Genomic DNA, 14,659 nt, shown 5'->3' on the forward strand with positions numbered 1-14,659 from the left:
AGGATAGGCACATGAATACACTCGCCGCGTTCTACCAAAATCTGGGCCTGACCCTTTCCCTGCTGGTCATTGCGACCTTTCTGCTGGCCGGGATGATCAAAGGCGTCATCGGCCTCGGCCTGCCGACCATCGCCATGGGCCTGCTCGGTCTGGCTATGGCGCCGTCGCAGGCTGCGGCGTTGCTGATCATTCCCGCGACCCTGACCAACGTCTGGCAACTGGCATTCGGCGGGCATCTGCGTGGGCTGGTCAAACGGCTGTGGCCGATGCTGCTGGCGATTTTCATCGGCACCGGTGCCGGTACGTTGTGGATCGGCATGGCCGGCGGTCATTGGGTGGTGCGAGGGTTGGGCGCGGCGTTGCTGCTCTACGCGTTGAGCGGGTTGTTCCTGCCGACCTTGCGCGTCGGCAGCCAGACCGAACGCCGGCTCGGTCCGCTGTGTGGCCTGCTGACCGGCGTCATTACCTCGGCCACCGGCGTCTTCGTGATTCCGGCGGTGCCGTACCTGCAAGCACTGGGCTTGAACAAGGATGAACTGGTGCAGGCGCTGGGCCTGTCGTTCACCGTGTCGACCCTCGCACTCGCCGCCGGCCTGTTGTGGCGTGGGGCGTTGGGCGGTGGCGAGTTGAGCGCGTCATTGCTGGCGCTGATCCCGGCAGTGCTGGGCATGTTGCTCGGCCAATGGCTGCGTCAACGGATCAGCGCCCCTTTGTTCAAGCGTGTGTTTTTCATCGGCCTCGGCGTACTCGGCGGCCACTTGCTGATCAGCGGGTAGCGGACGACGGGCTGAGCATGTCGATGGCGCGGATCTCGAAATCCCGCTCCAGATACTCTTCGCGCTGCGCGAGGAACTGCTTCATGTGCGGCAGGTTCGAGTGCACATCGAGGTGCGCCTGGGATTGCCAGATCTCGAAAAAGATAAACAGTGTCGGGTCCTGTTTGTCACGCAGCATGTGGTACTCGATGCAGCCGGGCTCGGCGCGGCTCGCTTCCACATAGCCACGGAAAAACGCATCGAAAGCGTCGGATTTTTCCGGGCGGGTCTTGGCGTGAAGGATGAAGCCTTGCATTTCACTCATCAGAAAATCTCCTCAAGTTCAGAATCGGCGCAAGTCTATGGCAACAATCGCCTGTTGATTCGTGCGTATGAGTCAAATGAATTTTGTGAATTCAGGGCTTATTCCGCGCGAGGCCGGCCATTAACCTGCCGCCATTCAATTTCTGACCCTTCCGAGATTTCCGATGAAAAAAGTCCTGTTGCTCAATGGCGGCAAAAAGTTTGCTCACTCCGACGGCCGCTACAACGCCACCCTGCATGAAGCCGCGTTGAGCGTGCTGGATCGCGGCGGTGTTGATGTGAAAGCCACTTTCATCGACGAGGGTTACGACGTCGCCGAAGAAGTCGCCAAATTCCTCTGGGCCGACGTGATCATTTATCAGATGCCCGGCTGGTGGATGGGCGCACCGTGGACGGTGAAGAAGTACATCGACGAAGTCTTCACCGAAGGCCACGGCAGCCTCTACGCCAGTGACGGCCGCACCCGTTCCGACGCCTCGCAAAAGTACGGCAGCGGTGGTCTGGTGCAGGGCAAGCAATACATGTTGTCGCTGACCTGGAACGCGCCGCAGCAAGCCTTCGACGACCCGACCGACTTCTTCGAAGCCAAGGGCGTGGACGCGGTGTACTTCCCGTTCCACAAGGCCAACGAGTTCATCGGCATGACTGCCTTGCCGACGTTCCTCTGCGTTGACGTGATGAAGCGCCCGAACATCGAAGCCGATGTGGCGCGTTATGAACAGCATTTGACCGAGGTGTTTGGCCTCAAGGCTTGAGGCTCGGCTACTATCGATATCTTGAGCGGACGCTGATTTGTGGCGAGGGATTTATCCCCGTCGGACTGCGCAGCAGCCCCATTTTGGGGGCCGCTTCGCAGCCCAACGGGGATAAATCCCCTCGCCACACTGACCCCCTTCAACACAGTAGTATTGGGCCGGACTATCGATAAGGAACACACGTGAAAGCCAGATCCGATGAGTTGCAGATTTTCGTCTGCGTGATTGAGTGCGGGTCGATTTCGGCTGCGGCCGAGCAGGTCGGGCAAACGCCTTCGGCGGTCAGCCGCACGCTGTCGCGGCTGGAGGCCAAGCTCGACACCACGCTGATCAACCGCACCACGCGACGCATGGACCTGACCGAGGAGGGCAAATATTTCTTCGAGCACGCCAAGCTGATTCTCGATCAGATGGACGAACTCGAAGAGCGCCTCAATTCACGCCAGCAAACCCCGTCCGGGCGTTTGCGGATCAACGCGGCATCGCCGTTCATGCTGCACGCCATCGTGCCGTACATCGATGAGTTCCGCCGGCTCTACCCGGACATTCAGCTGGAACTCAACAGTAACGACCTGATCATCGACCTGCTCGAACAGAGCACCGACATCGCCATCCGCATCGGCACGCTGGCCGACTCGACCCTGCACGCCCGTTCACTGGGTTGCAGCCCGCTGCACATCGTCGCCAGCCCGGCCTACCTTGAAAAACACGGAACACCGACGGTGGTCGAGGAGCTGACCAGGCACGCGCTGCTGGGCTTTACCCATAACGAAGGCCTGAACCAATGGCCGTTGCGTTATGTGCATGGCGATCGCTGGCCGATTCAGGCGTCGATCAGCGCATCCAGCGGCGAGACGATCAGGCACCTGGCGCTGGAAGGCCAGGGCATTGCCAGCCTGTCGCATTTCATGACCATCGACGACATCCGCGCCGGACGCCTGAAGGTGCTGCTGGCGGATTTCAACAGCGGCTATCGCCAGCCGATCAACGCGGTGTACTACCGCAACTCGCAACTGGCCCTGCGGATTCAGTGCTTCCTGGACTTCATCCAGGGCAAGTTGGCGGTGTACGCGAACTCGGATTTCAAGGGCTGATTCGTGATCCCTGCGCAAGAGTGAATTGGGTCAACGGGGATTTTTCGACCGCGATGACTGCTTGATACTCGTTGCATCACTTATTCACGCAGGGAGTTTCTCCATGAACGTATTCGTTACCGGCGCCGCCGGTTTTATCGGCGGCTCCATCGCCACGGGCCTGGTCCGCGCTGGCCACACAGTCACCGGTCTGGTGCGCAGTACCGAACAGGCCGATGAACTGAGCGCTTTGGGCATCACCCCGGTCATCGGCACTCTTGACGACAGCGCACTACTGGCCGAACAGGCCCGCGCTGCCGACGCCGTGATCAACGCCGCCAGCAGCGACCATCGCGGTGCGGTGGAAGCTTTGCTCAATGCCTTGCGCGGCTCCAACAAAGTGTTCCTGCACACCAGCGGTTCGAGCATCGTCGGCGATGCGTCGGGCGGTAAATCCAGTGACGTCATCTATTACGAGGACAGCCTGCCGGAACCGACCGTCGACAAGGCTGCACGCGTAGCCATCGACAATCTTATCCTCGCCGCGGCGAAGGACGGCGTGAACTCGGCAGTCATCTGCAACACGCTGATCTACGGCCACAGCCTGGGCGTCAAGCGTGACAGCGTGCAGTTGCCGCGCTTGCTGAAACAGGCGCGCAAAAGTGGTGTGGTTCGCCATGTCGGCACCGGCCAGAACATCTGGTCCAACGTGCACATTGAAGATGTTGTTTCCCTGTACCTGCTGGCGCTGAGCAAAAACGTACCGGGTACCTTCTACTTCGTTGAAAGCGGTGAAGCATCGTTCATCGACATGACCACGGCGATTGCCGAAGCGTTAAAACTGGGCGAGCCACAAGACTGGCCGCTGAAAGACGCCGAAGCCGAGTGGGGTTATGAAATGGCCAACTATGGTTTGGGTTCCAACAGCCGGGTGCGCGGCAAGCATGCACGGGAACTGCTGGGCTGGGCGCCGAAGCGGACGTCGGTGGTTGAGTGGATTCGGGACGAGATGGTTTGAGTTCGCTGTAGACCGCGTCATCGTTCTTCGCGGGCAAGCCACGCTCCCACAGGATTTGTGTCGTTCACGGAATTGGCGAACGACACAAAACCTGTGGGAGCGTGGCTTGCCCGCGATTGCTTTTTCAGCCGCACTGCAACTGGCCGGTCCGTGCTCATTTCCGTAACATCCGCTTCCTCTCTCCCTGTTGTGTCCGTCTCTCATGAAAGCAAAACGTCTGCGCGCCGATGTCCTGGCCGGACTCACCACTTCGTTTGCCCTATTGCCCGAATGCATCGCCTTCGCGCTGGTGGCCCACCTCAATCCGTTGATGGGGCTTTACGGCGCGTTCATCATTTGCACCCTGACCGCGCTCTTCGGCGGGCGGCCGGGCATGGTCTCCGGTGCGGCCGGTTCGATGGCGGTGGTCATCGTCGCGTTGGTGGTGCAGCACGGCGTGCAGTACTTGCTCGCGACCGTGTTGCTGGGTGGCCTGATCATGCTGGCGTTCGGGTTGCTGAAACTGGGCAAGCTGGTGCGCATGGTGCCGCACCCGGTGATGCTCGGCTTCGTCAACGGCCTGGCGATCATCATTGCGTTGGCGCAACTCGAACACTTCAAGAGCGGTGACGCCTGGCTCAGTGGCATGCCGTTGTATGTGATGACGGGGCTGGTGGCGCTGACGATGGCGATTGTCTATCTGCTGCCGCGCCTGACGCGTGCCGTGCCACCGGCATTGGTGGCGATTCTGGGCGTCGGACTGGCGGTGTATCTGCTCGGCCTGCCGACCCGCACGCTGGGCTACATGGCGCACATTGCCGGTGGCTTGCCGACCTTTGCGTTGCCCGATATTCCCTGGACGCTGGACACCCTGCGCATCATCGCGCCTTACGCGATCCTGATGGCGCTGGTCGGCCTGCTGGAAACCCTGTTGACCCTGAACCTGACCGATGAAATCACCGAAAGCCGTGGCTTCCCGGATCGCGAGTGCGTGGCGCTGGGCGCGGCCAACATGGTTTCCGGTGTGTTTGGCGGCATGGGTGGCTGCGCGATGATTGGCCAGACCGTGATCAACCTCAGTTCCGGAGGTCGTGGCCGGCTGTCCGGCGTGGTGGCCGGCGTGCTGATTCTGCTGTTCATCCTGTTTTTATCGCCCTTGATCGAGCGCATCCCGCTGGCTGCACTGGTCGGGGTGATGTTCGTGGTCTCGCAGCAAACCTTCGCCTGGGCTTCGCTGCGGGTGGTGAACAAGGTGCCGCTGAATGACGTGCTGGTGATCGTCGCGGTGACGGTCATTACCGTGTTCACCGATCTGGCCACCGCCGTGCTGTGCGGGATCATCATTGCTGCGCTCAACTTCGCCTGGCAGCAGGCTCGCGAGCTGTATGCCGACAGTCACCTCGAGGCCGACGGGAGCAAGCTTTACCTGCTGCATGGCACGCTGTTCTTCGCCTCGACGACGCCTTTTCTCAACCAGTTCGATCCCGCCAATGACCCGTCCATGGTGACGATCGATTGTCGTCACCTGAGCTTCGTCGATTACTCGGCGATCGCGGCGCTCAAGACTTTGCGCGAGCGTTACGAGAAAGCGGGCAAGCACCTGCGTGTGTTGCACTTGTCCTTGCGCTGCAAGAAGTTGCTGAAGCGCGCGCGGGTGAGTCACGACTGAAGTCCTGATCCTGTGGCAGGCGGATGTAAATCCGCCTGCCTGATTTTCATATTGACCGACCTCGCATACCTCTCAGCGACAACCCTTACCCCTGCACGAAAATTACTTTCACCTCGTTTGAATATTGCGCCTCGAAATGTTTTAAGAGTTTCACAAAACTTTCGACGTGACCCTTTCGAGGAGTACCGCATGACCCTGTCCTTCGGCTATTGGCTGCTGGTGTATGCCGCCATCGCCATCATCGCCCTGATCGTTCTGATCGCCCGTTACCGGCTTAATCCCTTCATCGTCATCACCCTGGTCTCCATCGGCCTGGCGCTGCTGGCCGGCATGCCGCCGTCCGGGGTGGTCGGCGCGTACGAGGCCGGCGTTGGCAAGACCCTGGGGCATATCGCGCTGGTGGTGGCGCTGGGCACGATGCTCGGCAAGATGATGGCCGAGTCCGGCGGCGCCGAGCAGGTGGCGCGGACCCTGATCGACCGCTTTGGCGAAAAGAACGCGCACTGGGCGATGGTCTGCATCGCGTTCCTGGTCGGGCTGCCGCTGTTCTTCGAGGTCGGTTTTGTGTTGCTGGTGCCGATCGCCTTCACCGTGGCGCGGCGCGTCGGCGTGTCGATCCTGATGGTCGGTTTGCCGATGGTGGCCGGGCTCTCGGTGGTGCATGCCCTGGTGCCGCCGCACCCGGCGGCGATGCTCGCAGTGCAGGTGTATGGGGCGTCGGTCGGGCAGACCTTGATGTACGCGATTCTGATCGGCATTCCGACCGCGATCATCGCCGGTCCGCTGTACGCCAAGTTCATCGTGCCGCGCATTCAGCTGCCGGCGGAAAACCCGCTGGAGCGCCAGTTCCTCGAGCGCGAACCACGCGACAGCCTGCCGGGCTTCGGCATCACCATGGCGACCATTCTGTTGCCGGTGGTGCTGATGCTGATCGGTGGCTGGGCCAACCTGATTTCCACGCCGGGCAGCGGCTTCAACCAGTTTTTGCTGTTCATCGGCAACTCGGTGATCGCCTTGCTGCTGGCAACCTTGCTGAGCTTCTGGACCCTCGGCATCGCCCAGGGCTTCAACCGCGAATCGATCCTCAAGTTCACCAACGAATGCCTGACGCCGACCGCCAGCATCACCCTGCTGGTCGGTGCCGGCGGCGGGTTGAACCGGATCCTGGTGGACGCCGGGGTCACTGACCAGATCGTCAGCCTGGCCCATGAATTTCACCTGTCGCCGCTGCTCATGGGCTGGCTGTTCGCGGCGCTGATGCGCATCGCCACCGGCTCCGCCACCGTGGCCATGACCACCGCGTCGGGGATTGTGGCGCCGGTGGCCATTGGTCTGGGCTATCCGCATCCGGAGTTGCTGGTGCTGGCGACGGGCGCGGGGTCGGTTATCTTTTCCCACGTCAACGACGGCGGCTTCTGGTTGATCAAGGAATACTTCAACATGAGCGTCGCCCAGACCTTCAAGACCTGGACCGTGCTGGAGACCATCATTTCGGTGGTCGCCTTCGCGTTGACCGTGGGTCTTTCCTACCTGATTTAACCGGAGCCGCCTGCCATGGACATCCTCTATCAGATCCGCGCCCGTCAGGATTCCTTCAGCGCGGGCGAAGGACGCATCGCTCGGCTGATGCTCGACGACGTAGGGTTTGCCTCTGCCGCCAGCCTCGACGAGCTGGCGCTGAGAGCGGAAGTCAGCACCGCCACGCTGTCGCGCTTCGCCCGCACCGTGGGTTGCCGCGACTTGCGGGACTTGCGCCTGCAACTGGCTCAGGCCAGCGGCGTCGGCAGTCGTTTTCTCGACCCGGCGGGCACGCCCGATCAGTCGGCGTTTTACGGGCAGATCGTCGGCGATATCGAGTCCACATTGCGCCAGCATCTGTCGGCGTTCGACGAGTCGCGTTTCGCTGATGCAGTGAAGCTGCTGGGCAAGGCGCGGATGATTCACGCATTCGGCATGGGCGGTTGCTCGACCCTGTGCAGCGATGAACTGCAAGTGCGACTGGTACGATTCGGCTACCCGATCTCAGCGTGCCACGACCCGGTAATGATGCGTGTCACTGCCGCCAGCCTAGGTGCGGAACACGCGGTTATCGTGTGTTCGCTGACCGGCATCACCCCTGAATTGCTCGAAGCCGTCGCACTGGCGCGCAACTACGGCGCACGGATTGTCGCCATCACCCGGGCCGATTCGCCGCTGGCGCAATTGGCCGATGTGCTGCTGCCGCTGCAAGGCGTCGAAACCTCCTTCATCTACAAACCCACGGCGGCGCGCTACGGCATGCTGCTGGCCATCGACGTGCTTGCCACCGAGCTGGCGCTGGCCAATCCTGAAGACAATCAAGAACGTCTGCGGCGGATCAAACTCGCCCTCGACGATTACCGCGGCGGCGACGATCATTTGCCGCTGGGAGACTGACATGATGTACGACACGCTGATTCGCAACGCCTTGATCATCGATGGCAGCAACACCCCCGGTTACCCCGCTGACGTGGCGATTCTGAACGGACGCATCGAGCGCATCGGCGACTTGCACGACGCCACCGCCATCGAAGAAATCGACGCCGCCGGCCGTGTACTCGCGCCGGGTTTCATCGACGTGCACACCCACGACGACACGGTGGTGATCCGCCAGCCGCAGATGCTGCCCAAGCTCAGCCAGGGCGTGACCACCGTCATTGTCGGTAACTGCGGGATCAGTGCTTCGCCGGTGAGTCTGAAAGGTGATCCGCCCGATCCGATGAACCTGCTCGGCACCTCGGCAGCCTTTGTTTATCCGAGATTCAGCGACTACCGCGCGGCGGTCGAAGCGGCGAATACCACGCTGAATGTCGCCGCATTGGTGGGCCACACCGCATTGCGCAGCAATCACCTCGACGACCTGTTCCGCACGGCCACGCCGGATGAAATCAGCGCGATGCGCGAGCAACTGCGCGAAAGTCTTGAAGCCGGCGCGTTGGGTTTATCCACCGGCCTGGCGTACGCCAGCGCCTTCTCGGCGTCCACCGATGAAGTGATGCAACTGACCGAAGAACTGACGGCATTTGGCGCGGTGTACACCACCCATTTGCGCAGCGAATTCGAGCCGGTGCTGGAGGCCATGGACGAGGCGTTCCAGATCGGTCGCCATGCGAAATCACCGGTGATCATTTCCCACCTCAAATGTGCCGGCGCGGGGAACTGGGGACGCAGTCCGCAACTGTTGGCTTCGCTCGAAGAAGCGGCGAAAACCCACCCGGTGGGCTGCGATTGTTATCCCTACGCGGCGAGCTCTTCGACTCTGGACCTCAAGCAAGTCACCGACGCCCACCGCATCACCATCACCTGGTCCACGCCGCACCCGGAACTGGGCGGTCTCGACCTGATGGACATCGCTGCCGAATGGGGCGTGCCACTGCTCGAAGCCGCCCGCCGACTGCAACCGGCCGGCGCGGTGTATTACGGAATGGACGAGCACGATGTGCGAAGAATCCTCGCGCATCCGCTGTCGATGGTCGGCTCTGACGGACTGCCGGAAGACCCGTTCCCGCATCCGCGCCTGTGGGGCGCATTCCCACGGGTGCTTGGACATTTCAGTCGCGATGTCGGACTGTTTCCGCTGCACACGGCGGTGCACAAAATGACCGGGTTGTCCGCGGCGCGATTCGGCTTGAAACAGCGAGGTGAAATCCGTGAAGGGCATTGGGCGGACCTGGTGCTGTTCGATCCTGCGACCATTCGCGATGTCGCGGATTTCAATGATCCGCAACGGGCAGCGGAAGGCATCGACGGCGTGTGGGTCAACGGTGTGTTGAGTTACAGCGAAGGGCAGGCGAATGGCAGAAGGGAAGGGCGGTTTCTGGCGCGGGAAGGGGATTTGCGTGACGGGTTTCAGTGAGCATTCCGAGCGCTGCGTCACAGTGATGGCACATTGCAATTAAAGAAAGCCATCGCCAAGCCGAAGCGCTGACACCAGCCCAGCTACACTCTGGGCCTTTCCAGTTTGGGAGCAACTTCATGAGCTTCGGCAAAACCACCCCGATCCTGCGGATTTTCGACGAAAACAAGGCCGTGGAGTTCTACGTCGACTTCCTTGGTTTCAAGATCGACTGGCAGCATCGTTTCGAGCCGAATTTTCCGTTGTACATGCAAGTCTCCCGCGGTGAATGTGTGCTGCATTTGTCCGAGCACCACGGCGACAGCACACCGGGTTCGGCATTGCGCATCGAGACCGATGAGCTGGAGGCGTTTCAGCAACAGTTGCTGGCCAAGGAATACAAGTTTTCGCACCCACAGATTCAGGCAATGCCGTGGGGCAGCCAGGACATGACCATCGCCGATCCGTTCGGGAATCGGTTGGTGTTTACTAATGCGATTAGTGTTTGAAGCCACTCGGCAGTTTCGTAGTTATTGGTGATGTGCGATGTGTTAGCCTCAATCAATGATTTCATTGATTGCAGGAGGCGTCATGGCCAGCATCACTATTCGAAACCTTGACGATCAGGTCAAAGAACAACTGCGCATCGCTGCAGCCCACAACGGGCATTCGATGGAAGAAGAGGCTCGCCTGATTTTAGGTCGAGCCTTATCTACCGTTGATCGCGCTGGGGGGCTCGGAAGCCGGATTAGTAAAAGATTCAGCGCTACCGGTGGAATTGATCTCGATCTTCCACCCCGTCACGAGAAAGCAACCGCGGTGGATTGCTCCGAATGATAGTGCTCGATACCAATGTTCTTTCAGAGTTCATGCGGGTCGAGCCTGACGCTCAAGTGCTTGCTTGGGTTGATGCACAACCGGCGATGGAGCTGGCAATCAGTGCTGTCACCGTGGCAGAAATTCTCCACGGCATTGCCCGGCTTCCATTTGGCAAACGCAAACAGAAACTTGAATCTCATGCGATGGCAATGTTCGAAGAGGACTTTGTCGGACGGATTTTACCTTTTGATGCTCATGCTGCGGTGGAGTACGCGGCGTTGGTAGCTGGCTGTGAAGTTAATGGTCGGACCGCGTCGATGGCCGATGCGCAGATTGCCGCAATCTGCCGAAGTCACGGCGTTCCGATTGCCACCCGTAATGTCCGGGACTTTGAGTTTCCTGGCATTGAGGTAATCAATCCGTGGCAGGCCTGAATGCTTTTGGTGACAGGTAGATAGCCTTCGCGGGCAAGCCCGCTCCCACAAGGTTTCATGTGTGCCGCAGAAAGTGGCATCGACACAAAACCCGTGGGAGCGGGCTTGCTCGCGAATGGGCCTTTCATTCACCGCAAAGTGAGTGTCAAACCCGGAAGTGACTCACCATCATCTGCAACTGATTGCCCAACCGCGCCAGTTCAACACTGGACTTAGCGGTTTCATCGCTCGCGGCGGCGGTCTGCTCCGACACGTCGCGCACGTTGATGATGCTGCGGCTGATCTCTTCGGCTACGGCGCTTTGCTGCTCGGCAGCGGCAGCGATCTGCTGGTTCATCGACTGGATGTTGGACACCGTGCGGGTGATGTTTTCCAGTGATACACCGGCCTTGCGGGTCAGGGCGACGCTGCTGTCGGTGAGGGCGCGGCTGTTGTTCATCACCGTCGACACTTGTTGCGTGCCGTTCTGCAGACCCGCTACCAGGCCTTCGATTTCCTCGGTGGATTTCTGCGTGCGCTGGGCCAGGCCACGGACTTCGTCGGCGACCACGGCAAAACCACGACCGGCTTCACCGGCACGGGCGGCTTCGATGGCGGCGTTGAGCGCCAGAAGGTTGGTCTGTTCGGCGACGGCCTTGATCACGTCCATGACGCTGCCGATCTTGTCGCTTTCCTGTTGCAGCACGCTCATGGCTTCGGTGGAGCGCGCCACTTCGCTGGCCAGACGTTCGATCTGGGCGATGGCTTCGTTGACCACCTTGTCACCTTCGCGGGCTTCACCGTCTGCAGCGGCTGCGGCTTGCGAGGCTTCTTCGGCGTTGCGCGCGACTTCCTGCACGGTGGCCGTCATTTCATGCATGGCGGTGGCCACTTGATCGGTCTCGATCTTCTGGCTATTCACGCCGGCGCTGGTCTGCCCGGTCACGGCCGACAGTTCTTCGGCAGCGCTGGCGATCTGGGTCACGCCGTCGCGGATGCCGCTGATCAAGTCGCGCAGGGTCACGCCCATGCGCGCGATGCCTTGCTGCAACACACCGAGTTCGTCGCGGCGAGTCACCTTGACGTCCTGGGACAGGTCGCCGCTGGCGATGCGTTCAACCACGGCCAACGTGTCGCGCAGCGGTCCGGTGATCTGACGGGTGATGATCACGGCGGCGATGACGCCCACCAGCAACGCCAGTAAGGTGCTGATCAGTTGCAGGGTGCGGGCCTGCGCGCTTTCGGCGTCACGGCGATCGAGCTGGATCTGATACAGCTGCTCGCTGAGGGTGACGATGGCGGCGCCCTGGTCAGTCATTTCCTTGCGTGCCTGCACCGCCTCGCTGCTCGCGGTTTTATAGGCCTGCAAAGCGCTGCGGTAATTGCTCAATGCCGTTTCCAGCTGACGCAGGTTGTCCAGCTCAGTGTCGGCGAAATGCACATTCAGTTGTTTCAGGCTGGCGATGGCCGCGTCCAGTTGGCCGATGGCTTTCTGCTCGGTTTCGGCGTTGGTGGTCGCGGTGTAGCCGCGCACTTCGTAGCGGGCCAGCAGGAACGCTTCCTTGGCGGCCGTGATGGCCTGGAATTGTTCGAAACGCTGGTCGCTCAATGGCATTTGCTGCACGTGGGTACTGATGACGTTGATCAGCGTATTCGCGGTTTCCGCGTTGGCACCCATGGCATCGCGCGCGCTGTTACCGGTGCGGTAGGCGCTGCGCATTTTGTTCAGGGACGCTTTGTAGGCCTCGATGACAGCGCCTTGCTCTTCGAGCAGCTTGAGGTTTTCCGGGCTCTTGAATTTCACCAGCAGCGCTTGCTGTTGGGCAGAGAACGCATCAAGAGTGGTCTGTACATTCTGTGCGGCGGTTTCGTCGCCGTTGGTCAGCATGTATTGCAGGCGAACCACGCGCAGTTTGGTCAGGCCGGCATTGAGCTGGGTGATGTCGCTCATCCAGTTGCTGCGGTCAATCAAGCCGCCCAGGCTTGTCCAGCCGGTCAGGGCGAGGACGCAGGTCAGTGCCAGGACCAGGCCAAACCCCAGGCCCAGTTTCATGTTCACGCTGATGTTGCCGAACCAGCTATTCATCAAATTCCTCCAGGAACGTTGCGCTTTTGGTCGTCGGTTGGCTGGAAGATTGTTGTTTTTGGTAGCCAAGGATAGGTAGCAGGTCTGTATCGGCAGCAATAACGAGAGCTGAAAGGATTTTGTCGGAGCGATGTGTAACAAGGTTTTTGAGGGCGGATTAAGCTTTTTTTCACATCGGTTTCACCGCTAGCGGACGCCGGGCTCTCTACCCTCGCGGCATCGAATCAAGTGATGCATGCCGGTGAGGCGGCCTGATGTGGAACTGAGACTGAGTCTGTTCGGGGTAACGCGCTCGATTGATCTGAGCCGCTTTGCCCGCTATCGAAATACCGCGGTCGTACTGGCCTCGGCGCTGCTGGTGATTCCGCTGACGGTCTGGCTGTTGCGGCCTGCCGCTGTGCCAGACCTGGCCCACGGCAATGTCGCCGGCGCCCAGGCGTTACAGACCGGCTGGGCCAACGGCGACATGATTGTGCTGGTGCGTCATGTCGAGCGTTGCGATCACTCCAAAGCTGCGTGCCTGAGTGGCAATGACGGCATCACAGATCGCTCGCGAAGCGTCGCGGTCAATGTCGGCGCACAGTTCGAGCAACTGGGGCTGGACAGGGCAGACATCTACAACAGCCCGATGATTCGTACCGCACAGACCGCCAGCTATATGTTCAACAAGGTGGGCGTCGATGAAGACTGGTTGATCAGCTGCAAGGGCACGATGCTGCGCGATGCCCTGGCGCACAAAGTGGCAGGTCGCAATCTGATTCTGGTGACGCACAGCGAATGCATGGCGCAGGTTGAGAAAGACCTCAAGTTGCCGACTGCCAATCTCGGTTATGGCGCCTCTTTGTTTATCTCCGCCGCCACGCCCCAGGCACCACACATGCTCGGTTTTATCGAAGCTTCCGACTGGCGCACGATGACCACACAATGAAAAAGTCCATACGCTTTTACTGCTTCAATTTTGGTATTCCTCTGGCTTGCGCGGCGATGGTTTTCCTGTTGTTCGATATGACAAAAATCGACATCGCGTTCAGTAATCTGTTTTTTGATCCGGTGACCCAGACCTTTCCGCTCGATCAGGTTCACTTCTTTGAAAAGCTCACCCACAAGTGGGCGCGCATCATTCCGAACTGGACCGCTGAAATCGCTTTGATCGGCGCGATGCTGTCGTTTGCCTGGCCGTTGATCAACCCGCAAAAGTATCCGCGTCTGGGCCGTTTCCTGGAGCGGTGCAAGGCTGCCCCGGTGCTGCGTTTTACCCACGACCATCGTCGGGACTTTCTGTTTGTGGTGTTCGCGTTTGCCATTTGCACCGGCGTGATTCATTTCCTCAAGGCGCACACCAGCGTGTATTGCCCGATTGAAACGACTCTCTACGGCGGGAAAATTGCCCATATGGAGTGGTACAGCAACTTCCAGTTGTTCAAGGAAGCCGGCGATGGCCGCTGCTGGCCGGGCGGGCATGCTTCGGGCGGGTTCACCATGCTTGCGCTGTACTTTGTGGCGCGCCGTTATCGCTGGCGCTATTCGAAAGCGCTGATGTACGGCTCGCTGCTGCTCGGTTTCGTCTACGGCACGACGCGGGTCCTGCAAGGCTGGCACTACATGTCCCATACCTTCTGGGCCGGGATCTTCGTGTGGCTGGCGTGTTTGCTGACGGCCTTGGCCTTTTACGGGCGAGCGCGCCTGGAACTGCCGGTGCAGCAGAAACAGGAAGAGCCGGTGGTTTTAATCCAGTCGACCAGCCTTTCCTGAAGGCAAAAAAAGCCCGCGGGAGGGCGGGCAAACCGTAGTTTCTTGAATGAGCGAGGGCAATGTACCGGTTGGCGAGGCGTGATGGGGTGAAGAAAGTTTTATGTGGCGCAAAGGCCAGCGCATTTTGACGTCGCCAAAATGTTACGTATGCCATACATTCAGA

General features: G+C 60.1%; 15 protein-coding genes and 1 pseudogene. 13 read left to right on the forward strand and 3 right to left on the reverse strand.

The features are described from left to right. Nucleotides 1-11: 11 nt before the first annotated feature. Nucleotides 12-776, forward strand: a complete 765-nt coding sequence (locus J2Y86_RS21435; protein ID WP_253436033.1) for a sulfite exporter TauE/SafE family protein — start codon at nucleotides 12-14, stop codon at nucleotides 774-776. Here J2Y86_RS21435 and J2Y86_RS21440 read toward each other — a convergent pair. After that, nucleotides 766-1,080: a putative quinol monooxygenase gene (locus tag J2Y86_RS21440; protein WP_253436036.1), complete on the reverse strand. Its 315-nt coding sequence runs from the start codon at nucleotides 1,078-1,080 to the stop codon at nucleotides 766-768. The two genes, J2Y86_RS21435 and J2Y86_RS21440, sit on opposite strands and share 11 nt — an antisense overlap. A 163-nt stretch (nucleotides 1,081-1,243) precedes the next feature. Between J2Y86_RS21440 and J2Y86_RS21445 the strand changes: the two genes are divergently transcribed. The 10 genes from J2Y86_RS21445 to J2Y86_RS21490 all read left to right on the forward strand — a co-directional run bounded on the left by J2Y86_RS21445 (nucleotide 1,244) and on the right by J2Y86_RS21490 (nucleotide 10,679). Further along, the gene (locus J2Y86_RS21445; RefSeq protein ID WP_253436040.1) at nucleotides 1,244-1,834 is read left to right on the forward strand and encodes an NAD(P)H-dependent oxidoreductase; all 591 of its coding nucleotides are present in this window, start codon (nucleotides 1,244-1,246) and stop codon (nucleotides 1,832-1,834) included. 182 nt (nucleotides 1,835-2,016) lie between these two features. After that, nucleotides 2,017-2,928, forward strand: a complete 912-nt coding sequence (locus tag J2Y86_RS21450; RefSeq protein ID WP_253436044.1) for a LysR family transcriptional regulator — start codon at nucleotides 2,017-2,019, stop codon at nucleotides 2,926-2,928. A 103-nt stretch (nucleotides 2,929-3,031) separates the two neighbouring features. Then, on the forward strand, nucleotides 3,032-3,925 hold the full coding sequence (locus J2Y86_RS21455; RefSeq protein ID WP_253436047.1) for an NAD-dependent epimerase/dehydratase family protein: 894 nt from the start codon (nucleotides 3,032-3,034) through the stop codon (nucleotides 3,923-3,925). A 202-nt stretch (nucleotides 3,926-4,127) separates the two neighbouring features. Continuing rightward, a complete protein-coding gene (locus J2Y86_RS21460) occupies nucleotides 4,128-5,573 on the forward strand; it encodes a SulP family inorganic anion transporter (RefSeq protein WP_253436051.1) in 1,446 nt (481 codons plus the stop codon). A gap of 189 nt (nucleotides 5,574-5,762) precedes the next feature. Further along, entirely contained in the window at nucleotides 5,763-7,112 is a 1,350-nt protein-coding gene (locus tag J2Y86_RS21465; protein ID WP_253436054.1) for a GntT/GntP/DsdX family permease, read from the forward strand. Nucleotides 7,113-7,127: 15 nt separating this feature from the next. After that, nucleotides 7,128-7,988, forward strand: a complete 861-nt coding sequence (locus J2Y86_RS21470; RefSeq protein ID WP_253436057.1) for a MurR/RpiR family transcriptional regulator — start codon at nucleotides 7,128-7,130, stop codon at nucleotides 7,986-7,988. Nucleotide 7,989: 1 nt separating this feature from the next. Continuing rightward, nucleotides 7,990-9,447: an N-acyl-D-amino-acid deacylase family protein gene (locus J2Y86_RS21475; RefSeq protein WP_253436062.1), complete on the forward strand. Its 1,458-nt coding sequence runs from the start codon at nucleotides 7,990-7,992 to the stop codon at nucleotides 9,445-9,447. Between the two features lie 119 nt (nucleotides 9,448-9,566). Continuing rightward, a complete protein-coding gene (locus tag J2Y86_RS21480) occupies nucleotides 9,567-9,935 on the forward strand; it encodes a glyoxalase superfamily protein (RefSeq protein ID WP_253436065.1) in 369 nt (122 codons plus the stop codon). 82 nt (nucleotides 9,936-10,017) lie between these two features. Beyond that, complete coding sequence (locus J2Y86_RS21485; RefSeq protein WP_253436068.1) at nucleotides 10,018-10,263, forward strand: FitA-like ribbon-helix-helix domain-containing protein; 246 nt, start codon at nucleotides 10,018-10,020, stop codon at nucleotides 10,261-10,263. Then, nucleotides 10,260-10,679, forward strand: a complete 420-nt coding sequence (locus tag J2Y86_RS21490; protein ID WP_253436072.1) for a type II toxin-antitoxin system VapC family toxin — start codon at nucleotides 10,260-10,262, stop codon at nucleotides 10,677-10,679. Before J2Y86_RS21485 ends, J2Y86_RS21490 begins: the two co-directional genes overlap by 4 nt. Nucleotides 10,680-10,824: 145 nt before the next feature. Here J2Y86_RS21490 and J2Y86_RS30530 read toward each other — a convergent pair whose 3' ends face one another. Continuing rightward, nucleotides 10,825-11,688: a methyl-accepting chemotaxis protein gene (locus J2Y86_RS30530; RefSeq protein ID WP_414879634.1), complete on the reverse strand. Its 864-nt coding sequence runs from the start codon at nucleotides 11,686-11,688 to the stop codon at nucleotides 10,825-10,827. Continuing rightward, nucleotides 11,683-12,744, reverse strand: a pseudogene (locus J2Y86_RS30535) (methyl-accepting chemotaxis protein); the annotation flags it as partial. The pseudogene J2Y86_RS30535 and the gene J2Y86_RS30530, both read right to left, overlap by 6 nt. Before the next feature lie 256 nt (nucleotides 12,745-13,000). On the opposite strand from J2Y86_RS30535, the gene J2Y86_RS21500 reads away from it, so the two are divergent. Next, entirely contained in the window at nucleotides 13,001-13,672 is a 672-nt protein-coding gene (locus tag J2Y86_RS21500; RefSeq protein ID WP_253436078.1) for a histidine phosphatase family protein, read from the forward strand. After that, complete coding sequence (locus J2Y86_RS21505; protein WP_253436081.1) at nucleotides 13,669-14,496, forward strand: phosphatase PAP2 family protein; 828 nt, start codon at nucleotides 13,669-13,671, stop codon at nucleotides 14,494-14,496. The genes J2Y86_RS21500 and J2Y86_RS21505 overlap by 4 nt, the downstream gene beginning before the upstream one ends. Nucleotides 14,497-14,659 lie beyond the last annotated feature (163 nt).

Origin of the sequence: Pseudomonas migulae, from assembly GCF_024169315.1 — a bacterium.
In the GTDB taxonomy this organism is placed as follows: Bacteria; Pseudomonadota; Gammaproteobacteria; order Pseudomonadales; family Pseudomonadaceae; genus Aquipseudomonas; species Aquipseudomonas migulae_B.

What these genes read in the sequence shown, in the direction of transcription:
- J2Y86_RS21435 (WP_253436033.1), top strand. Translation starts at nt 12, where the DNA reads ATGAATACACTCGCCGCGTTCTACCAAAATCTGGGCCTGACCCTTTCC.
- J2Y86_RS21440 (WP_253436036.1), bottom strand. Translation starts at nt 1,080, where the DNA reads ATGAGTGAAATGCAAGGCTTCATCCTTCACGCCAAGACCCGCCCGGAA.
- J2Y86_RS21445 (WP_253436040.1), top strand. Translation starts at nt 1,244, where the DNA reads ATGAAAAAAGTCCTGTTGCTCAATGGCGGCAAAAAGTTTGCTCACTCC.
- J2Y86_RS21455 (WP_253436047.1), top strand. Translation starts at nt 3,032, where the DNA reads ATGAACGTATTCGTTACCGGCGCCGCCGGTTTTATCGGCGGCTCCATC.
- J2Y86_RS21460 (WP_253436051.1), top strand. Translation starts at nt 4,128, where the DNA reads ATGAAAGCAAAACGTCTGCGCGCCGATGTCCTGGCCGGACTCACCACT.
- J2Y86_RS21465 (WP_253436054.1), top strand. Translation starts at nt 5,763, where the DNA reads ATGACCCTGTCCTTCGGCTATTGGCTGCTGGTGTATGCCGCCATCGCC.
- J2Y86_RS21470 (WP_253436057.1), top strand. Translation starts at nt 7,128, where the DNA reads ATGGACATCCTCTATCAGATCCGCGCCCGTCAGGATTCCTTCAGCGCG.
- J2Y86_RS21475 (WP_253436062.1), top strand. Translation starts at nt 7,990, where the DNA reads ATGATGTACGACACGCTGATTCGCAACGCCTTGATCATCGATGGCAGC.
- J2Y86_RS21480 (WP_253436065.1), top strand. Translation starts at nt 9,567, where the DNA reads ATGAGCTTCGGCAAAACCACCCCGATCCTGCGGATTTTCGACGAAAAC.
- J2Y86_RS21485 (WP_253436068.1), top strand. Translation starts at nt 10,018, where the DNA reads ATGGCCAGCATCACTATTCGAAACCTTGACGATCAGGTCAAAGAACAA.
- J2Y86_RS21490 (WP_253436072.1), top strand. Translation starts at nt 10,260, where the DNA reads ATGATAGTGCTCGATACCAATGTTCTTTCAGAGTTCATGCGGGTCGAG.
- J2Y86_RS30530 (WP_414879634.1), bottom strand. Translation starts at nt 11,688, where the DNA reads ATGGGCGTGACCCTGCGCGACTTGATCAGCGGCATCCGCGACGGCGTG.
- J2Y86_RS21505 (WP_253436081.1), top strand. Translation starts at nt 13,669, where the DNA reads ATGAAAAAGTCCATACGCTTTTACTGCTTCAATTTTGGTATTCCTCTG.